The organism is Vibrio sp. R78045, from assembly GCF_042466085.1.
Taxonomy (GTDB): domain Bacteria; phylum Pseudomonadota; class Gammaproteobacteria; order Enterobacterales; family Vibrionaceae; genus Vibrio; species Vibrio cyclitrophicus.
Genome location: NZ_JAXHBS010000008.1, coordinates 38,948 through 58,444, shown reverse-complemented (window position 1 = coordinate 58,444; position 19,497 = coordinate 38,948). Strand labels below are relative to the sequence as shown.

Here is a 19,497-nt window from a genome sequence, read left to right as displayed (position 1 = left end):
AATAATCTAAATAGTTAAGCACTCACTTGTTCGCAAGACATTAACAAGTTAAGTGTAATAGCAGGGAAATGCGGGTGGCATACTTGGGATTTAACCCTTGGATAAAGCCCGCATTTTTTTTCATTCGACTGAAGAAGTTATCACCCCAAAAAACACAAGTTTTTCTGTTTCAACAAAGGCTTAAATAGAAGTTAAAAACGGACATCATTTCGCATAAAAATCCATTAAATGAATACTTTACAGAAAGTATTGCATGGCGTTTTTATCTGAGTATAATCCTCCGCAATTTGTCTTAAGAGAGCAAAAAATGAACCGCAATTCTGTCGCACATTATTGTCAAACTACACGCCAAAGAGTGGCGGTGGTGTCATTTTTATTTTGCTCTATTGATCGTTTCGAAGCCTCCTATTTTTAGGGGGCTTTTTTTTGTCCGCAATTTGACTGTATGCATAGAAGGAAGACCCGTTATGGCGCATTCGTTATTTAACAAGCACATCATCTCCATACCTGAGCTCACTCGTAATGAACTGGAGCTTATCGTCGACACCGCAGCAAGGCTCAAGGCAGAGCCAAACCCTGAGTTGCTGAAAAATAAAGTCGTTGCGAGCTGCTTCTTTGAGCCTTCAACTCGAACTCGCCTCTCATTCGAAACCGCGGTTCAGCGCCTTGGCGGCACCGTCATCGGTTTTGATAATGGCGGCAACACCTCACTAGCGAAGAAAGGTGAAACGCTTGCCGATTCGGTGCAGGTTATTTCATCTTATGTCGATGCCTTTGTGATGCGTCACCCACAAGAAGGCGCAGCACGTTTGGCCTCAGAATTTTCAAACGGTGTTCCGGTGGTGAATGGCGGCGACGGTGCCAACCAGCACCCAACTCAAACCTTGTTGGATCTGTTCTCGATTTACGAAACACAAGGTACGCTTGATAACCTCAATGTGGCGTTCGTCGGCGACCTAAAATATGGCCGAACTGTGCACTCATTGACGCAAGCACTATCAAAATTCAATAACGTGCGTTTCTTCTTTATCGCGCCAGAAGTGTTAGCGATGCCAGATTATATCTGTGAAGAATTAGAAGAGATGGGTATCCAATACAGCACCCACAGCAGCATTGAAGAGGTGGTGCCTGAACTGGATGTCCTGTACATGACTCGCGTACAGAAAGAGCGCTTTGATGCATCGGAATACGCACACATGAAGTCAGCTTACATCCTAACCGCCGATACATTGAAAGACGCTCGTCAAAACATGAAGGTACTTCACCCACTGCCACGCGTCGACGAAATCACCACTGACGTTGATAAAACGCCACACGCTTACTACTTCGAACAAGCTGAAAACGGTGTGTATGCACGTGAAGCTTTATTAGCCCTAGTTCTAAACGACACTTTATAAGCAGGAGATACAGTCATGGTTAAACAAACTCAGCTACAAGTAGAAGCGATCCGTAACGGCAGCGTGATTGACCACATCCCTGCTCATCTTGGGATTAAAATTCTCAAACTGTTCAAGCTGCATAAAACAGAGCAACGCATCACCATGGGGTTAAACCTGCCATCATCAGCGCTCGGCAACAAAGACCTAATCAAGATTGAGAACATCTTTCTGACCAAGGAACAAGCCAATCAATTGGCTCTGTACGCTCCACAAGCGACTGTGAATCAGATTGAAGAGTACAAAGTGGTCAACAAGCTCACACTTGTTCTGCCAGAACAAATCAACAGTGTGTTCGCCTGCCCAAATAGCAACTGTATTTCACACGGTGAACCTGTCGAAAGTAGCTTTAAAGTGCAGCTAAAACACGAAAACGTACAGCTAAAATGTCACTATTGTGAAAAAGTATTCTCTCGCGAGATCATGAGTGAAATTCGCTAACCCTTAGCGCTACTACCTCCGCAACAAAAACCATTTAAAGTTTATGGATATTTATTCCCAACACGGAATAAATATCCATTTAGTCAAAGAATAAAACCCCACAAAAAAAGCAATTAACCAGAATTTTGTTTGGTGATCACCTTCAAAAAGATAACTATTCTTTAGTGGTAGACTCAATGTATAGATGATCATACATCTCGCATACCCTTCCTTCTCTACTTCGGGATTCATCGGTAAGCCTAATTAATCATCGTACTCTACGGCTTTGGGAGTGCGCTCAGCGCTATGGACAAGCGATATCCACAGTTTGACCTTAAGGAGTTGTTCATGAACGAAATCACTGAGCACGGTTGCTTGTATTCAGCTGAAGATAAAACACTGACTGCCGCGTGCAAACGCTTACTACAACAACAAAGCTTCTCGACCCAGAACCAACTGCGCGAGAAACTGGTCGACATTGGCTATACAGGTATCAGCCAATCGACCGTCTCTCGCATTTTGTCACAGCTTGGCGTTGTCAAAATTCAGAATGCCTGTGGTAAAAAGGTTTACTGCATCACGGTTGAAAGCGCGCCTGTGCGTGTCGATGCCTCAATCTCATCACAAATCGAATTAATTACTCACAACCAAGCGATGGTGATCGTAAAAACAAACCCTGGCTGCGCACAGTTGGTCGCAAGATTAGTCGATATCGACCCACATACCGAGATTATCGGTACGGTTGGCGGCAATGACACCGTGCTAATTATCCCGAAAGACACGATGAACATTGATGCTTGTGAACAAGTAGTAAGAGCACGCTTAGGTGTTGCCTAAATGTCTTATTGGCAAGGGCTGTTACTGCAGTTGCGCAGCTAACCCTCTCTCGACAGCCTAAAAAAGTGGCTCACCCGCCCTAGCGGATATTTGCTGGTCGATGAAACTAATCACAAACTATTACGGTCTGATTGAGTTAAGATACCTTCAACTCCATTTTGATGACTAAATAGTATGCGACGACTTGCCACATTACTTTTTGTTTGTGTTTCCCTGTACACCCAGCCTGCGTGGGCGCTTTTTGGAAACAACAACGCCGAGCCAAGCTTCGGAGGCAATAACAACGGTTTTGTCCCTGTAGACCAGGCTTTCCCTTTCAATTACTACCAGCAAGACGGTAAGGTCCTTCTAGACTGGCAAGTAAAAGAGGGCTACTACCTCTATCAACACAGCCTATCGTTCACTGGCCAGAATCTCGCTATCGGCAATGTTGAAATGGAAGATGGCCAACCACACCAAGATGAATTCTTCGGTGAGGTGAGCATTTATACTCAGCCGTTATTCGTGCAAGTTCCTCTACAGAGTTACCAAGATGGCTCAAAGCTGGTCGTTAAGTATCAAGGCTGTGCGGATGCGGGTTTCTGCTATCCACCCGAAACTCGAATCATCGACATTGAGCCATTTACGGCTTCAGGTTCAAGCGACTCTCAAGCCAATGCCGTGTCGCAAGAGTCATCGGCTGTTAACAATGAGGCCGATGCTTCAATGCAACAGGCTTCTCCAAAAGCAGACGTTGCCAATAACACCACTCCACAATCAAGCGCACCCGTTTCAAAAGAAGCGAGCCTAGCCGATAAGCTCGGTGACAGTTGGTGGACGCCATTATTATTCTTAGCACTTGGTGTTGGCTTAGCCTTTACACCGTGTGTTCTGCCGATGTACCCAATTCTAACGGGTATCGTATTAGGTGGTGGCAAGCTCAGCCAAGGCCGTGCGCTGATGCTGTCCTTCATCTATGTGCAAGGTATGGCGTTAACCTACACCTTATTAGGTCTAGTGGTTGCCTCTGCGGGTATGCAGTTCCAAGCTGCCATGCAACACCCCTATGTGCTAATCGCGCTAAGCGTTCTGTTCGTGGCTTTAGCGATGTCGATGTTTGGCGTTTATAACCTGCAACTGCCAAGCAGCATCCAAACCTGGCTCAACAACCAAAGTAACAAGCAACAAGGTGGTAATACCTTGGGCGTGTTCGCGATGGGTGCTATCTCTGGCTTGGTGTGTTCACCTTGTACCACGGCTCCATTGTCAGGTGCGCTGCTGTATGTCGCCCAAAGTGGTGACCTATTAACGGGTGCGATTGCTCTGTATGCCTTAGCGATGGGTATGGGTATCCCACTGATCTTGGTTGCGGTGTTTGGTAATAAGCTGCTGCCGAAAGCGGGTAGCTGGATGGACAAGGTGAAGGTAGTATTTGGCTTTATCTTGCTGGCTGCACCTATCTTCCTACTAGAGCGTATTATCCCTGAGTTGTGGGCAACCGTGCTTTGGTCTGGCCTTGGCTTCATCGCCTTTGGTTGGCTTTACCACAGCAAGAATGCACTGCCATTCGGCGACTGGAAACAGAGCGTAGTGGGCATCATCGCGATGCTCGGCCTGTTCGCTTCAGCGCAACCAGCATTGAATTACTGGTTCGCAGAAAAGAGCGTTGTGGTTGAACAACAAATCCAATTTGCACGCGTCAACACGGTTGAAGAGTTAGAAATCCAGCTCATCGAAGCCAAGAAACTCGGAAAGCCAGTGATGCTCGATTTCTACGCCGATTGGTGTGTGGCATGTAAAGAGTTTGAGAAGTACACCTTCCACCAAGCTGATGTTGAGAACAAGCTTTCTGATTTCGTCCTGCTCCAGGCTGACGTGACGAGAAACATGCCTCAAGACATTGAACTGCTTAAACAATTACAAGTGCTCGGTTTGCCAACTATAGAGTTCTGGGATGGCGAGGGTAACCATGTTCCAAATGCTCGTGTCACTGGCTTTATGCCTGCAGATGTATTCTTAAAACACATGCAAGACCACCAGCTATAACCTTGCTAAAGCAGTAACGAAAGCAGTAACGAAAGCAGTAACGAAAGCAATAACTGACCACTTCTAAGCTATTCAGTTATATAAAGTAAACCTGAAAGCCGAGTAAACTTCTCCCTAAGTGGGATGGTTGCTCGGCTTTTTTGTTAATGAAAGCAACGGATTCCTGTTCTGGCAATAAAAGTCGATATGGTTCAGACTTTTAATGCATAAATATTGTCCACATACTCAATCAGGATGATAATAAATATTAACTAAATTGTTAAAAGTATGAACGTCATGGACTCGACCTATACCATCATCATTGCTGATGACCACCCTCTTTTTCGCAACGCCCTATTTCAGTCAGTTCATATGGCGATCAGTGGTGCGAACCTGCTTGAGGCTGATTCTCTCGATGCCTTACTGACTCTACTAAAAAAAGAAGATGAACCCGATCTGTTGCTTCTCGACCTTAAAATGCCCGGTGCGAATGGGATGTCAGGCTTGATTCAACTGCGCGCAGAATACCCCGACTTACCTATAGTCGTGATTTCAGCCAGTGAAGAAGCGAGCGTCGTCAGCCAAGTGAAGAGTCATGGTGCTTTTGGCTTTATTCCAAAATCGAGTGATATGCGCGAATTAGTGAGTGCACTCAATCAAGTGCTCAATGGCGACCCGTTCTTCCCTGAAGGACTGATCACCAATAATGCTGCCTGCACCGACCTTGCAGAAAAGATTTCCACACTGACGCCTCAGCAATACAAAGTATTGGGGATGCTTTCTGACGGCTTACTTAACAAGCAAATCGCGTATGAACTAAATGTTTCGGAAGCGACCATCAAAGCACATATGACAGCCATCTTCCGTAAATTGGATGTGAAAAACCGAACTCAAGCAGTTATCTTGCTACAAGAAGTCCACAATTAAACTTCGTCAATATCCTTTCCTAAAGTCGTCTTGGGCAAACATAAACCCAACTTGACGACTTTATAATCATTTATCTCTGCCACCACCCAATTAATGCCATTCCACTTGAAGTTATCGCCCAATACAGGGTGTGCACCAAGCTCTTGAACAACCAATTGTTTTAGCGTCATTTCTCGCTCCTGCTCGGAACCCAACTCTATACCATAACAATCACTGACGGCAGCGACCGATAGCCCAACATCTAAGAAGAAGTCGCCAAAGAATCGAGCGGTATCTTCAGCCAAAGGAGCCTCACTGAACAGTTCGCTTAAGCTATCTAGGTCTTTATCTTGCCCAAGTACACATAAGATATCATTCGCCTCTAACACGGTACTGCCCGATGGGTGGAGCAAAGCATCTTTTCTAAATAACGCGGTAATTCGCGTCCCTTCAGGCATAGACAAGCGTTTAAGCGGTTCGCCAATACACCACTTGTCCTCTTTCAACTTATAGACAAACATCTCCCACTCACTGGTAGGGTAGATCTCAATGCCGGTACGAGAAATCGGTGTCGGCGTTGGCGGTAAGGTCACTTTCGCGAGTCTAGCGACTTTCATTAAGCTGCCGCCCTGAACAATCAGCGAAACCATAACCACGAAGAAGGCAATATTGAAATACAACTGAGCATTTTGCAGGCCTGCCATCATCGGGAAAACCGCCAAGATGATCGGCACTGCACCGCGTAAACCCACCCAAGAAACAAACCAGCGCTCTTTGGTGGTAAAACGTCGAAACGGCAATAAACCGAGCCAAACAGAGATTGGACGAGCAAACAAAATCATACCGAAAGCAAGCGCAAGCGCCGGTATAGCAATGTCCATTAGTGTCGATGGTGTCACCAACAAACCTAACACTAAGAACATCACGATTTGGCTAAGCCACGTCATGCCATCAAGAACATTGAGAATAGAGTGTCGAGAGCGAGTCGGACGATTTCCGATGAACAAGCCCACTAAGTAAATAGATAAAATACCGCTGCCGCCAAGCATGTTGGAGAACGCAAACAGCGCTACGCCACCACTCAGCACCAAAATAGAGTAGAGACCATCAGCCAACTTAACTCGATTGATTAGGCTCCATAAAACCCAGCCGCCACCGATACCTACAAGGGTGCCGATACCAAACTGCATTGCGAAACTTTTCAGTAGGAAATTCATTCCCATTTCAGCTTCGGGGTTACCTAACAGCGCGATTAGGGTTACCGTAAGGAAGACGGCCATTGGATCGTTGGTACCCGATTCAATCTCTAGGGTTGAGCCTACACGCTCATTGAGACTTTGCCCTTTAAGTAAAGAGAATACCGCCGCAGCATCGGTTGAGCCTACAATGGCCCCAACCAAAATCCCCTGCATCAGTGACAGCTCAAACAGCCATGCGGCCATTAAGCCCGTTAAGGTTGCAGTACATGCCACGCCTATCGTTGCTAGGGAGAGCGATGGCCAAAAAGCAACCTTGAAACTCGCCACCTTAGTTCGCATACCGCCATCTAGCAAGATCACGGCAAGAGCCAAGTTACTCACTAAGTATGTCAGAGAGTAATCATCAAAATTGATGCCACCGGGACCATCTTCACCGGCTAACATGCCAACGAAAAGGAAGATCAAAAGAATAGGTACGCCCAATCGAGAGGACACTTGCGAGAAGAGTACACTGATGGCGATGAGTACAGCACCAGTTAAGAATAAGTGGTTGATAGTTATTGCGTCCAATTCGTTCCCCCAAATAATAAACCCGAGCTTTAAGCCTGTTGATCTTCTGCCGTTTAGCAGAGCACGGTCGGTGAAAGTGCCTTAGATACTATAACAAACTTATGTTTCGCTTCGTGTCATATGCAGGACTAAATACCATTTATCGGTGATTTAGTTGTTAAATTTTATGACTCGCACTCTAATTCGCTCTATTTTGTTAGACCTTTGGCTAATTTAACAACATTGCAACATCACACTTTTCTATGGTTATGCCCTCTAGCCCCCATATTTCAGCACTTTAGTCTCAATACCGTCCAGACTAAAGTTGCACAGATCCCTTGACTTATCCTTGCTACATTCTAAATCGTAACATTACGTTAACACGGCTATTTTACAAAAACGGTTTCTACGAAAACGGAATAAAGGAGAAGGCAATGGCGTTCGAATCTACGGAACATGCTCAAGCCTACTGGAAGGAAAACTTGGGAATTATGGGAACACTGCTCGCGGTTTGGTTTGCAGTGTCTTACGGCGCTGGCATCTTATTTGTGGATGCCCTCAATACCGTTCAGTTTGGCGGGTTCAAGCTAGGCTTTTGGTTCGCTCAGCAAGGTTCGATATACACCTTCGTGGCGCTGATATTTATTTACGTTGTTCGCATGAATGCGCTCGACAAAAAATACAACGTACAGGAAGACTAGAGGCTAGAACATGGATATTCAAACTTGGACGTTTATTCTCGTCGGTATTACTTTTGCAGTATATATCGGCATCGCAATCTGGGCTCGTGCAGGGTCAACCAGTGAGTTCTACGTAGCCGGCGGCGGTGTACACCCAGTAGCCAATGGTATGGCGACAGCGGCTGACTGGATGTCGGCAGCATCATTCATCTCAATGGCAGGTATCATCTCATTTGTTGGTTACGACGGTGCAGTTTACCTAATGGGTTGGACAGGTGGTTACGTACTGCTTGCACTATGTTTAGCACCTTATCTACGTAAATTCGGTCAGTTTACGGTTCCTGATTTCATCGGCGAACGTTACTACTCGAAAACGGCACGTATGGTAGCGGTATTCTGTGCAATCTTCGTATCATTCACATACGTTGCTGGTCAAATGCGTGGGGTTGGTGTTGTATTCTCACGTTTCCTAGAAGTCGACATTAACCTCGGCATCATCATCGGTATGGGTATTGTGTTCTTCTACGCAGTACTTGGTGGCATGAAAGGCATCACTTATACGCAGGTAGCTCAATTCTGTGTCCTCATTTTCGCCTTCCTTGTTCCAGCTATTTTTACTTCGATCATGATGACAGGTAACCCGCTTCCACAGGTTGGTATGGGTTCAACTCTCTCTGGCACCGACGTTTACCTACTTGATAAACTGGATGGTCTAACCGAAGAGCTCGGGTTTACCGCCTATACCGAAGGTAACAAGAGCATGGTAGATGTATTCTTCATCTGTGCGGCTCTAATGGTAGGTACAGCAGGTCTTCCACACGTAATCATTCGTTTCTTCACTGTGCCAAGAGTACGTGATGCTCGTATTTCAGCGGGTTGGGCACTACTGTTCATCTCATTGCTATACACAACAGCACCTGGCGTTGCAGCATTCGCTCGTGTAAACATGATCGAAACCATTAACGGCCCAGACATGCAAGGTGTCGCAGCAGCAGACGCACCAAGCTGGTACAAAAACTGGGAAAGCACTGGCCTTGTAGGTTGGGAAGATAAGAACGGCGATGGCAAAATGTTCTACTCGGGCGATGAACGTAACGAGATGAAGATTAACCGTGACATCATCGTACTGGCTTCTCCAGAGCTAGCAAAACTACCAAACTGGGTTGTCGCACTACTTGCAGCTGGTGGCCTAGCAGCCGCACTATCAACAGCCGCGGGTCTACTATTGGTCATCTCAACGTCGATTTCACATGACTTATTGAAGAAAGGCTTCAGACCAAACATGACCGACAAGCAGGAGCTATTAGCCGCTCGTTTAGCCGCTATGGTCGCCATTGTCGGCGCGGGTTACTTAGGTATTAATCCACCAGGCTTCGTAGCACAGGTAGTCGCGTTTGCCTTCGGCCTAGCCGCAGCATCCTTCTTCCCTGCCATCATCCTAGGTATCTTCTACAAGAAGATGAACAAGGAAGGCGCTATTGCAGGTATGTTGTCAGGTATTGCCTTCACAGCAAGCTACATCATCTACTTCAAGTTCATTAACCCAGCAGCAAGCACACCGGAAAACTGGTGGTTTGGTATCAGCCCAGAAGGCATCGGTACGCTAGGTATGTGTCTAAACTTTGTAGTATCAATTGCAGTGAACAAAGTGACCGCTGAAGTTCCTGAAGATGTACAAGAGATGGTTGAGTCTATCCGTTATCCTAAAGGTGCTGGTGAAGCTCACGACCACTAAGAAGCTCGCGACTTAGTGACTAGGATAAGAAGTACTTAGAAAATGAATCAGTGCTTACATTGTAGGGATTAGGTACTGACTCCAAGAAAGCCGATGCATTCATGTATCGGCTTTTTCTTTTCATTTTATAGAAAGATAAACAAAGGGTTGTTTTTAAAATCTCATTTGATAATAATTATCATTAACATCCAATAAAGAGATGCAGATTATGATGAAAGAACAGCAAAGTCTCTATTCGAGATTTTACAAAGCACAGGATCGCTTTGCTTCATTAGAACAAGTACAAGGCCATGAGCCTTTTGTGATTAGAGAGTATATAGAGTGTGCACTCACGCTTTCTGCTTACTATGAAAAACACGCCGCCCAAGAAAACATCTTGTTGTGCGAGCTTTACCTGCGCCAAGTTTTCTTCCATTTAATTGAAGCGATTGAGTCTCCTGAGCGCAGTTTCGCCTTTCGTCATATCTGCCTAGACTCTATTCACTCACCGCTATTTTATCTGAAACGCCACTACTGCCAGCTACCTCAAGGCCAAGCGCGTTTTTTGAATCTCAGCCAAACACTACAACAAGTCCAAGCCCCACTTGGCTAACAAGGATAGAAGATGACCCTACAATATCGAATTGAGAAAGACAGCATGGGAGAAGTGAAAGTCCCTGCCGATGCGCTATTCCAAGCACAAACTCAGCGTGCAGCAGATAACTTTGCTTTTAGTTCACACAAAATGCCAACTAGCTTCATTCAAGCACTAGCATTCATTAAGCAGGCCGCCGCTGACACCAACGCTCAGTTAGGTTTATTGGAAGGTGATATTGCCAACGCGATTTCCGAAGCAAGCCAAGAGATCATTGATGGTAAATACCTCGATCAATTCCCAATCGATGTCTACCAAACCGGCTCTGGCACTAGCTCCAATATGAATGCCAATGAAGTGATTGCAACGCTCGCTTCAAGAAGTTTACAAGGTGACGTGAACCCGAATGACCACGTCAACATGGGCCAAAGCAGCAACGATGTGGTACCAACCGCCATTCAAGTGAGCGTTGCTTTGATGGCAGAAAACAAGTTGTTGCCAGCACTAACTCACCTTGCTGAAGCTCTCACTATCAAGCAACAGGAGCTTGCTGAGGTAGTGAAGACAGGCCGCACTCACCTAATGGATGCGATGCCAATTACCTTTGCTCAAGAGCTAGGTGGTTGGAAGTTTCAGATTGAGCATGCCAAGCAAGCCATTGAAAGCAGTTTGCCAGCAACCAAGGCACTTGCTCAAGGTGGCACAGCGGTAGGAACAGGGATCAATGCTGAACCGCGCTTTGCCGATAAATTTGCGAGTAACCTTTCTCAATCGACAAAGATCAGTTTTACCTCGAGTGAAAACTTCTTTTTTAACCTCAGCAGCCAAGATGCGATCGTCGCATTGTCTGGCCAGCTTAAAACTGCAGCAGTTGCGATCATGAAGATCTCAAACGATCTTCGCTGGATGAACTCCGGGCCGTTGGCGGGCTTAGGTGAGATTGAATTACAGGCGCTACAGCCAGGGTCGTCTATCATGCCTGGAAAAGTAAACCCAGTGATTCCAGAAGCCGCAGCAATGGCTGCAGCGCAAGTGATAGGAAATGACACCACCATTACGCTGGCTGGGCAATCTGGTAACTTCCAACTGAATGTGATGTTGCCGGTGATTGCTCATAACGTGTTAGAAAGTATTGAATTGTTAGCAAATAGTTCTGTCGCCTTGGCAGACAAAGCCATCGTTTCCTTCGCTGTACGCCAAGACAATCTCGATTTGGCACTGTCAAAGAATCCGATTTTAGTCACAGCGCTAAACCCTGTGATTGGTTACCTAAAAGCGGCAGATATTGCCAAGAAGGCCTATAAAGAAGGTTTACCGATCCTCGATGTTGCAGAGCGAGAAACAGACCTAAGCCGAGAAGAACTCAGCAAGCTGCTTGATCCAAGCACACTGACGCAGGGCGGCATTGCGGGCTAGCTCGTTAGCAAATTATTAAATTAGCAAATAAATAGGTATTAACGAGCCTTACTGAAACAAAAAAGGCCTCATCCGAGGCCTTTTTACATCCGTTCATTAATTAGGAATTAGAGCTTATTATTCCTAATTAACTCACCCGATTTAAGACTGCTCTGAGTTTTAGCGGTTTCACTGGCTTAGCAATAAAGCTGAAGCTGTTAGCCTTTATCGCAGCCAACATGTCATCGGTTCTATCAGCACTGATGATGACACCTTCAAAAGAGTCGCCAAGACGTAAACGACACTGTTGCAAAACTTCCAGCCCCGTTCGGCCATTATCGAGGCGATAATCAGAGAAAATTACATCCGGATGCCAATCATCATCGAGACACTTCAAGCTTTCGACTAAGTCGACGGCCGTCTTAACCTCACAGCCCCAGCGACCAATCAAGTTCTCCATCCCGACCAAAATCTCGCGCTCATTATCGACACACAATATTTTCAGGTGTTCGATGTCGCTGGTCGCCATTGGCGCTGAAACTTGTACAATTGGAGTAACCTGTTCGGCTCTAGCCAAGGTGATAGAAAAAACACTGCCTTGCCCTGGCCATGATCGCATTGATATTTGGTGACCTAAAACATGAGCGATGCCTTTAGAAATCGCGAGCCCTAACCCCAAGCCTTGATCGGCACGAACTTGGCTACCACGAGTAAACTCTTCAAAGATCTCTTGCTGCTTATCTTCGTCGATACCCGTTCCGTTATCCCACACATCAATTCGCACCTGGCCGTTAACTCGTCTCGCACCCAGTACTACTTTCCCTTCCGGGTTGTAACGAAAAGCATTGGTCAAAAAGTTCTGAATAACACGCCTTAACAATTTGGGGTCAGAATGAATAAACAGAGATGAAGGGATCATCTTGAACTGGATTTTTTGTTGTGTCGCCAAAGCACTAAATTCAGCATTCAAATGGATAAGAACATCATGCACGGCAATCGCATGAACATTGGTTTCTAACTTTCCCGACTCCAATCGAGAGATATCTAATAAATCACCAATCAAGTCCTCAGCAGCACCAAGTGCACTTTCGATATGGGATGAAAGCTGCTTCACCTCTTGTTCCTTTGCCACTTCAGAGAGTGAAGAAGCAAACAAACGAGCAGCATTCAGTGGTTGCATTAAATCATGGCTAACCGCTGCTAAAAAACGACTCTTAGATTGTGATTCTTGATCAGATATTTGCGTTGCTTTTACTAAGCGATGGTTAAGTTTTTCGAGCTCTTGGGTTCGTTCATGGACTCTTGATTCTAAACTTTCATTGGCATCTTTCAGCGCTTGCTCGGCTTGTCTAAATACCGTGATGTCAGTAAAACTCATGACGAAGCCACCACTTGGCATCGGGTTACCTTGAACTTCAATGACTCGACCATCAGGACGAATACGAGAAGATGTATGTCGAGTGCCTTGCTCAAGGTGATAAACACGACGTCGAACGTGATCCTCTGGGTCGCCTGGACCACACAAACCTTGTTCAGCATTATGACGAATGACATCAGCGATTGGTCGACCGACTTGAATCAACCCCGCAGGAAATTCAAACAATTCTAAATAGCGCTGATTCCATGCTACCAGCCTCATCTGTTTATCTACCACCGCAATACCTTGGCCAATATGCTCGATTGCACCTTGCAGTAAGCCACGACTAAAATCATATAGCTCAGAGGCTTCATCAACGATGGTCACCACTTCTTCAAGCTGCATATTTCTGCCTTGTAAAGCAGAAGTAAGTACTAACTTAGCTGAAGATGCACCAAACACACCCGCAAGCACGCGTTCTGCATGTCGAATCAAACTTGCAGGCGCTTGTTGATTCGGAAGTAGCGGTTGACCATGTTGTTGCCAGTAACTGTGTAAGGCACTTTTTGCCCGTTTACGACCGACAAAACGAGACGCCAACATCTCCAATTCAGCTACCGTGACACGACTCTGATAGAGGCTTATATTTTCATTTTCAGGCAGCGGAGTGCCAACAAATGCCGCTGATTGTAAGCGCTCACTTAGGCTTGGTCTGGTCGTCATTGACACCACGGTATAACACAAAGTATTGAGCGTAATACTCAATACAATACCCCAGTTTGAGCTACTGATATCCCAACTACTGAGCAATTCGGGTGGCGTGATTATCCATAACAATAGGTTGCTTTCGCTATCACCTGCCAACATGCTGGTTTGGCTCATCAAGGTAATAAGCCAAACGACTGACCCGACTAACAAACCGACATAGACACCTTTGCGATTACCTGGACGCCAATACAAACCACCTAACAATGCCGGTGCAAATTGTGCGATAGCAGCAAAGGAGAGAAAACCGATCGCCGACAAAGAATGGATCGTATCTAGCGCCTGATAGAACACCCAAGCGCCAAGTAAAAGCAGTAGAATTAACCCACGACGAATCACCAATAACAGGCCAGAAAAATGCTTATGGGTTCTTTGAGTCAAACGCATCCGGCGCAGCAGCAATGGCATCACTAAGTCGTTCGACACCATAATCGCTAGTGCAATAGTCGAAACAATCACCATACCACTGGCCGCTGAAGTACCGCCAAGAAAGGCTAACAAGGCAATGTGATTCGCTCCTTCAGCCATTGGTACACTGATGACATAAGTATCGGCTGGCATGTTGGTGAGTAACCCCTGACCCGCCCAAGCAATGGGCAGAACAAACAGCCCCATCAAGATTAGGTAAACCGGGAATAACCAACGAGCGGTATGTAAATCCTGTGGGCGCTCGTTCTCAACAACCATGGTATGGAACTGACGAGGTAAGCAAACAATCGCCAGCATGGTTAAAACGGTATGAATGATTAAGGTCGGAATGTTAGGTGATTTATAGGTGGAGGCTGCAACATCAAGTAGGTCGATTTTATCGCTACTCATCGCCAGATAAATAATAAACAGACCGACAATTAAAAAAGCCGCGAGCTTAACGATGGATTCAAATGCCACCGCCATCATCATGCCACGGTGATGCTCTGTGTTATCGATGTGCCGAGTACCAAACAGCATCGTAAAAATAGCCAAAGCACCAACCACAAACCAAGACACGTGATAATCTTGATAGCCGAAATCAGCCGCCAGATTTGGGGCAACAATATCTAACCCCATGGTAATACCGCGAAGTTGTAATGCGATATAAGGAAGAATACCGACCACAGCAATGATGGTCACGGCAACCGCTAGTCCTTGAGATTTGCCATAACGAGCCGCAATAAAGTCAGCAATTGAGGTGATATGTTCACGTTTCGCAATGAGTATCAGCCGCGCTAAGATCCGCCACCCAAGTGTAAATACCAAAATAGGTGCGAGATAAATGGGTAAAAAGGACCAAGGGTTATTGCTGGCCTGCCCGACCGTTCCATAGAATGTCCACGAAGTACAATACACCGCAATTGAGAGGCTATAGATCCACGGGCGCCAACGCGATAGCCAACGAACCTGCCTGTCTCCATACCAAGCGATCAGAAATAACACACCCAAGTAGGCTAAAGAGACTGGAATTACTATCCATCCTTGCATTAAAAACCCTTTTTCATCCATAAAAAAACCTCTCCATAAGGGAGAGGTTTTATTTAACTAAGGATGGGTCATTAACTCAATCGCATCGCTTAAATTCTGTGCTTCAGACTCTAATTATCAGCATTTGCTTTGAGATTCTGACTGTTCCGAATCTAATTGATTAATCTCAACCACTGAACTTCTCTCATCCAACTTAATGAATAGAGCAAGTGCACCCATAGCAGCCATACCCCAGAAAATATTGGCGCCCCAAAGCTCGTAGCCCCAACCACTAAAGGTGGTCATTAGTGCGATAAAAGCACCTAATGGAATCGCGTTATACAGAGCCTGTAGTGCGACCATCTTATTCGGCTCTTCAGACTGGATGTATTGAATCGCTGCGATGTGTGCCATCGCAAACGTCACACCGTGCAGCAGTTGCACCATAACCAGTGCAAAAATCGCTGTCGTTGATGCTGTAATACCCCAACGAGCCATCACACCGAATGCAGCAATCACAAACAGAGTGCGAAGAGTAAGACCAGAGAAAAGTCGCTTACTTAAAGCAAACACCGCAACTTCTGCGACAACACCTAAACTCCACAAATAACCAATAACCGCTTCCGAATGCCCTGCTTCTTTCCAATAAATAGCACTAAAGCTGTAATAAGCGGCGTGGCTACCTTGTAGCAGTGCCATCAAAGCCAAAAACCTAACCACAGATGATTCACGCAACAGTTCAGCTAATTTAGGTCGTTCCGCTTGTTGTTCCGATAACGTCACTGGCATCACGTTAGGATTTCTCATCGCTAAAACTAATGACAGCAGCACACCCGCAAGAGCCGTATACAGAATCATATCAGTGCCAAATTTGGCCACTAGGAAACCAACCACGGTTGAACCTGCAATAAAAGCAATCGACCCCCACAAACGAGTACGGCCGTAGTCGAGCATTTTCAAGCGGCTGTAATGGTTCGCCATCGCATCAGAAAGAGGAATGATCGGCCCACAACATAGATTGAACAATACTGTGGCTAGCAACATCAATAAGAAGCTACCACCAGTAAAGAAATGGAAACCGACAAACAATAAGGCTGCAAAGCTCAAACAACGCAGAGCTGGCATTAGATGTTCCACTTTATGGATTCGTGGGGTAATCACTAGGTTGGCAACACAACGCGTCGCAAAACCGATACCAATTAATACGCCAATATCACCAGCAGACACGCCCTGGTCTTCAAACCACAATGCCCAAAATGGCAAGTACACGCCATACGCAAAAAAGAAACCAAGAAAATACTGAGAGATCCAGCCATAAGGGGAAGGGCTAAACATAAATAACCTATAAAAATGTGCGGAAAAAGGCAGCACTAATTATGCCTATCTCGCATACGATGAAAAAGGGAATTATTACTGGGATAGTATTCCCATATTCAATTAGTTTGAATATCGCATTTCAATGAAATATCTCACTCTCATCGATACCCATTCTCGCATTTAGACTAAAGTCGTCTGGAGCTTCGCTGGTAATTTGCCAGACTAAGTAAAGACTCCCAATTGTTTCGATGCTTATGCCTGATAAATTTAATATGCAGCACCCACCTTTCGATAGCCTGTCCGATACGGAGCAGTTAACACTGCGTTCGTCATTGGATGTGGTTTACTACCGAGCGCACGAGGTGATTTTGGAAGCTGACCAACCAAGTCGTCACCTGCATATTCTGATTAAAGGCGCAGTCGAAGAGCGGGCAAGCAGTGATGGTGAGATCTATGCTCACTATGCCAATGACGATATTTTTGATGTCCGCAGCCAATTCGACGCGCATACCAAACACCAATATATCGCGCTAGAAGATACTTTAAGCTACTTACTACCAACCGATGTCTTTCTCGAGCTGTACCACGCCAATGGCCAGTTTGCCGCATACTTTGATAACAACCTTTCGACAAGAAAAGCGCTAATTGAAGCCGCTCAACAGCAACAGAATCTTGCCGAGTTCATACTGACCAAAGTAGACGAGTCGATCTATCACCCTCCACTGATACTTGAACCAAACCAACCTATCAACCAAGTCACTCAAACCCTTAAAGAACAAGGGCTGGACTCGGCCTTGGTTCATTTAGAACATTATGATCAAAAAGCTTTTAGATCATCATGTACCTTACCGTATGGAATTGTCACAAGAACCAATTTATTACATGCTGTAATGTTAGATAACCGCCCTCTGGATACGCCTGTTGGTGACATAGCGACCTTTCCAGTGATGAATGTCAATCAAGGTGACTTCCTGTTTAATGCCATGATTACCATGACCAGAAATCGCGTAAAAAGGTTGATGGTTTGTGATGGTTTAAATGCAGTTGGTATGGTGGACATGACTCAGATTCTTAGTGCGTTTTCCACTCATTCACACGTTCTCACTTTACGTATTGCGCGAGCTACCAGCGTTGAAGAATTGGCAATGGCCTCCAACAAACAACGTCAATTGGTCGAAAGCCTGCTCGGTAATGGCATTCGCACGCGCTTTATCATGGAGCTCATTTCAGCGGTCAACGAGCAGATAATTGAGAAAGCCTTTGAACTCACGATTCCACCCGCGCTGCATAATCACTGCTGTCTAATTGTTCTGGGGTCAGAAGGCCGTGGAGAGCAGATTCTCAAAACCGATCAAGATAATGCGCTCATCATTCAAGATGGCTTGGAGTGGCATCAATGCCAAAGTGCCATGAACGAGCTCACCCACACTCTGCAACAATTAGGTTACCCACTGTGCCCAGGCAACGTAATGGTCAACAACCCTAAATGGGTGCACTCTCAGCAAGAATGGAAACAAACCCTCACGAGTTGGGTAAGAAAAGCCACGCCAGAAACCGTCATGGATATTGCTATCATGGCGGATGCACACGCCGTTGCGGGTAACAGAGAACTTTTAAAACCGGTCAAGCAGCACCTGAGTAATTTGATATTGGGACAGGAGTTAATCCTCACTGAGTTTTGTCGCCCTGCCCTTAGCTTTTCGGTTCCCCTCACTTTGTTTGGCAATGTTAAACAGTCAAAGTCAGGGCTCGATATCAAACGAGGCGGTATTTTTCCTCTAGTCCATGGTATTCGGGCACTCAGCCTTGAGCATGGAGTCACCGTAAACAACACCTTTGAGCGTATTGAACAGCTCGTCAATAAAAATGTATTAGAACAAAGCACCGCTGACAACCTTAACGAGGCACTCAAGCAGTTCTTTAAGTGGCGGTTATCTCAGCGACTATCCCAACAGCACAGCAGCAATAAAATTAACGTTAAATTGATGGAGCGAGCAGATAGAGATCTGCTTCGCCATAGCCTGCATGTGGTCAAAAAGTTCAAGCAATGGCTCGGCTATCATTATCAGATAAGAGATTGAGGCAATTGAGCGATGAATAGATTGGTTCGTTATTTCTGGCACCACAAACTCAAAGGGTCCCCTTATCAGCCTCTGTTTGTTGCGCCTGCCCATAATGAATACGTATCTTTAGATTGTGAAACCACCAGCCTCGACCCCAATCAGGCCGAATTAGTCACCATTGCCGCCACAAAAATCATTGGCAATCGAATTATTACCAGTGAGCCTTTTGAAGTTAGGCTTCGAGCGCCACAATCGCTCGATTGCAATTCCATCAAGATTCACCGTATTCGTCACCAAGATTTAAAGCAAGGTCTAGAAGAAAAACAAGCCCTGATTGAGCTACTAAACTTCATCGGAAATCGTCCTTTAGTCGGCTATCACATTCGTTATGATAAGAAAATCCTCGATCGTGCCTTTTTAAAACAGCTTGGATTTCCACTGCCTAACCGATTAGTCGAAGTGAGCCAACTCTATCAAGACAAACTCGAAAGACAGCTACCCAACGCTTATTTCGACCTCAGCATGGATGCGATTTGTCGCCAGCTCGATTTACCTATCCCGGTCAATAAACATGATGCATTACAAGACGCTATCTCCGCAGCACTGATCTTTGTCCGCCTTAAGCACGGCGACTTGCCCCGCTTCAACTCTTCTTATTCGTAATTCAACTGCAAGCTTTCCACATAGAGAGCAACATCTCAAAAATGAACTTAACTTGCTATTTTGTAAGTGAAAAGCGGCGTCTCATCCTAAAGTCTAATTGTGGAAATCGTCGTCCTAGCCGAGAGTGATAACACAACGACAGTCCTGTAATAGACTTAAA

At 45.6% G+C, this 19,497-nt stretch carries 14 protein-coding genes; 11 read left to right on the top strand and 3 right to left on the bottom strand.

What is annotated here, in order from left to right; all coding sequences use genetic code 11:
• Positions 1-467: 467 nt before the first annotated feature.
• The 5 genes from pyrB to SJY39_RS02550 all read left to right on the top strand — a co-directional run bounded on the left by pyrB (position 468) and on the right by SJY39_RS02550 (position 5,624).
• Positions 468-1,397, top strand: coding sequence for an aspartate carbamoyltransferase (gene pyrB / locus SJY39_RS02570; RefSeq protein ID WP_010435407.1), 930 nt, complete (start codon positions 468-470; stop codon positions 1,395-1,397).
• A 15-nt stretch (positions 1,398-1,412) separates the two neighbouring features.
• Entirely contained in the window at positions 1,413-1,877 is a 465-nt protein-coding gene (pyrI, locus tag SJY39_RS02565; RefSeq protein ID WP_004729721.1) for an aspartate carbamoyltransferase regulatory subunit, read from the top strand.
• A gap of 327 nt (positions 1,878-2,204) precedes the next feature.
• Positions 2,205-2,693 (top strand): arginine repressor, encoded by a 489-nt coding sequence (locus SJY39_RS02560; RefSeq protein ID WP_010435410.1) that lies wholly within the window; start codon positions 2,205-2,207, stop codon positions 2,691-2,693.
• 174 nt (positions 2,694-2,867) lie between these two features.
• Complete coding sequence (locus SJY39_RS02555) at positions 2,868-4,718, top strand: protein-disulfide reductase DsbD (protein WP_016793867.1); 1,851 nt, start codon at positions 2,868-2,870, stop codon at positions 4,716-4,718.
• A gap of 276 nt (positions 4,719-4,994) precedes the next feature.
• Positions 4,995-5,624, top strand: a complete 630-nt coding sequence (locus SJY39_RS02550; RefSeq protein WP_016767965.1) for a response regulator transcription factor — start codon at positions 4,995-4,997, stop codon at positions 5,622-5,624.
• On the opposite strand, the gene SJY39_RS02545 is transcribed toward SJY39_RS02550, so the two are convergent.
• Positions 5,621-7,372 (bottom strand): potassium/proton antiporter, encoded by a 1,752-nt coding sequence (locus SJY39_RS02545; protein WP_010435432.1) that lies wholly within the window; start codon positions 7,370-7,372, stop codon positions 5,621-5,623. The two genes, SJY39_RS02550 and SJY39_RS02545, sit on opposite strands and share 4 nt — an antisense overlap.
• Positions 7,373-7,785: 413 nt before the next feature.
• Between SJY39_RS02545 and SJY39_RS02540 the strand changes: the two genes are divergently transcribed.
• From SJY39_RS02540 to SJY39_RS02525, 4 genes are all read left to right on the top strand, one after another.
• Complete coding sequence (locus SJY39_RS02540) at positions 7,786-8,052, top strand: DUF4212 domain-containing protein (protein WP_010435433.1); 267 nt, start codon at positions 7,786-7,788, stop codon at positions 8,050-8,052.
• 10 nt (positions 8,053-8,062) lie between these two features.
• Positions 8,063-9,766 (top strand): sodium:solute symporter family protein, encoded by a 1,704-nt coding sequence (locus SJY39_RS02535; RefSeq protein ID WP_016783690.1) that lies wholly within the window; start codon positions 8,063-8,065, stop codon positions 9,764-9,766.
• Between the two features lie 208 nt (positions 9,767-9,974).
• On the top strand, positions 9,975-10,358 hold the full coding sequence (locus tag SJY39_RS02530) for a hypothetical protein (RefSeq protein WP_010435452.1): 384 nt from the start codon (positions 9,975-9,977) through the stop codon (positions 10,356-10,358).
• Between the two features lie 12 nt (positions 10,359-10,370).
• Positions 10,371-11,756, top strand: coding sequence for a class II fumarate hydratase (locus SJY39_RS02525; protein ID WP_372275705.1), 1,386 nt, complete (start codon positions 10,371-10,373; stop codon positions 11,754-11,756).
• A gap of 127 nt (positions 11,757-11,883) precedes the next feature.
• Here SJY39_RS02525 and SJY39_RS02520 read toward each other — a convergent pair whose 3' ends face one another.
• Together SJY39_RS02520 and SJY39_RS02515 are read right to left on the bottom strand one after the other, a co-directional pair.
• Positions 11,884-15,315 carry a PAS-domain containing protein gene (locus SJY39_RS02520; RefSeq protein ID WP_390241297.1) on the bottom strand — a complete coding sequence of 1,144 codons (3,432 nt, stop codon included), beginning with the start codon at positions 15,313-15,315 and terminating at the stop codon, positions 11,884-11,886.
• Positions 15,316-15,432: 117 nt separating this feature from the next.
• On the bottom strand, positions 15,433-16,629 hold the full coding sequence (locus SJY39_RS02515) for a 3-phenylpropionate MFS transporter (protein ID WP_016790184.1): 1,197 nt from the start codon (positions 16,627-16,629) through the stop codon (positions 15,433-15,435).
• Between the two features lie 230 nt (positions 16,630-16,859).
• Between SJY39_RS02515 and SJY39_RS02510 the strand changes: the two genes are divergently transcribed.
• A complete protein-coding gene (locus SJY39_RS02510; RefSeq protein ID WP_016793869.1) occupies positions 16,860-18,692 on the top strand; it encodes a DUF294 nucleotidyltransferase-like domain-containing protein in 1,833 nt (610 codons plus the stop codon).
• A gap of 12 nt (positions 18,693-18,704) precedes the next feature.
• The gene (locus SJY39_RS02505) at positions 18,705-19,337 is read left to right on the top strand and encodes a 3'-5' exonuclease (RefSeq protein WP_016793870.1); all 633 of its coding nucleotides are present in this window, start codon (positions 18,705-18,707) and stop codon (positions 19,335-19,337) included.
• The last annotated feature ends 160 nt before the right edge of the window (positions 19,338-19,497 follow it).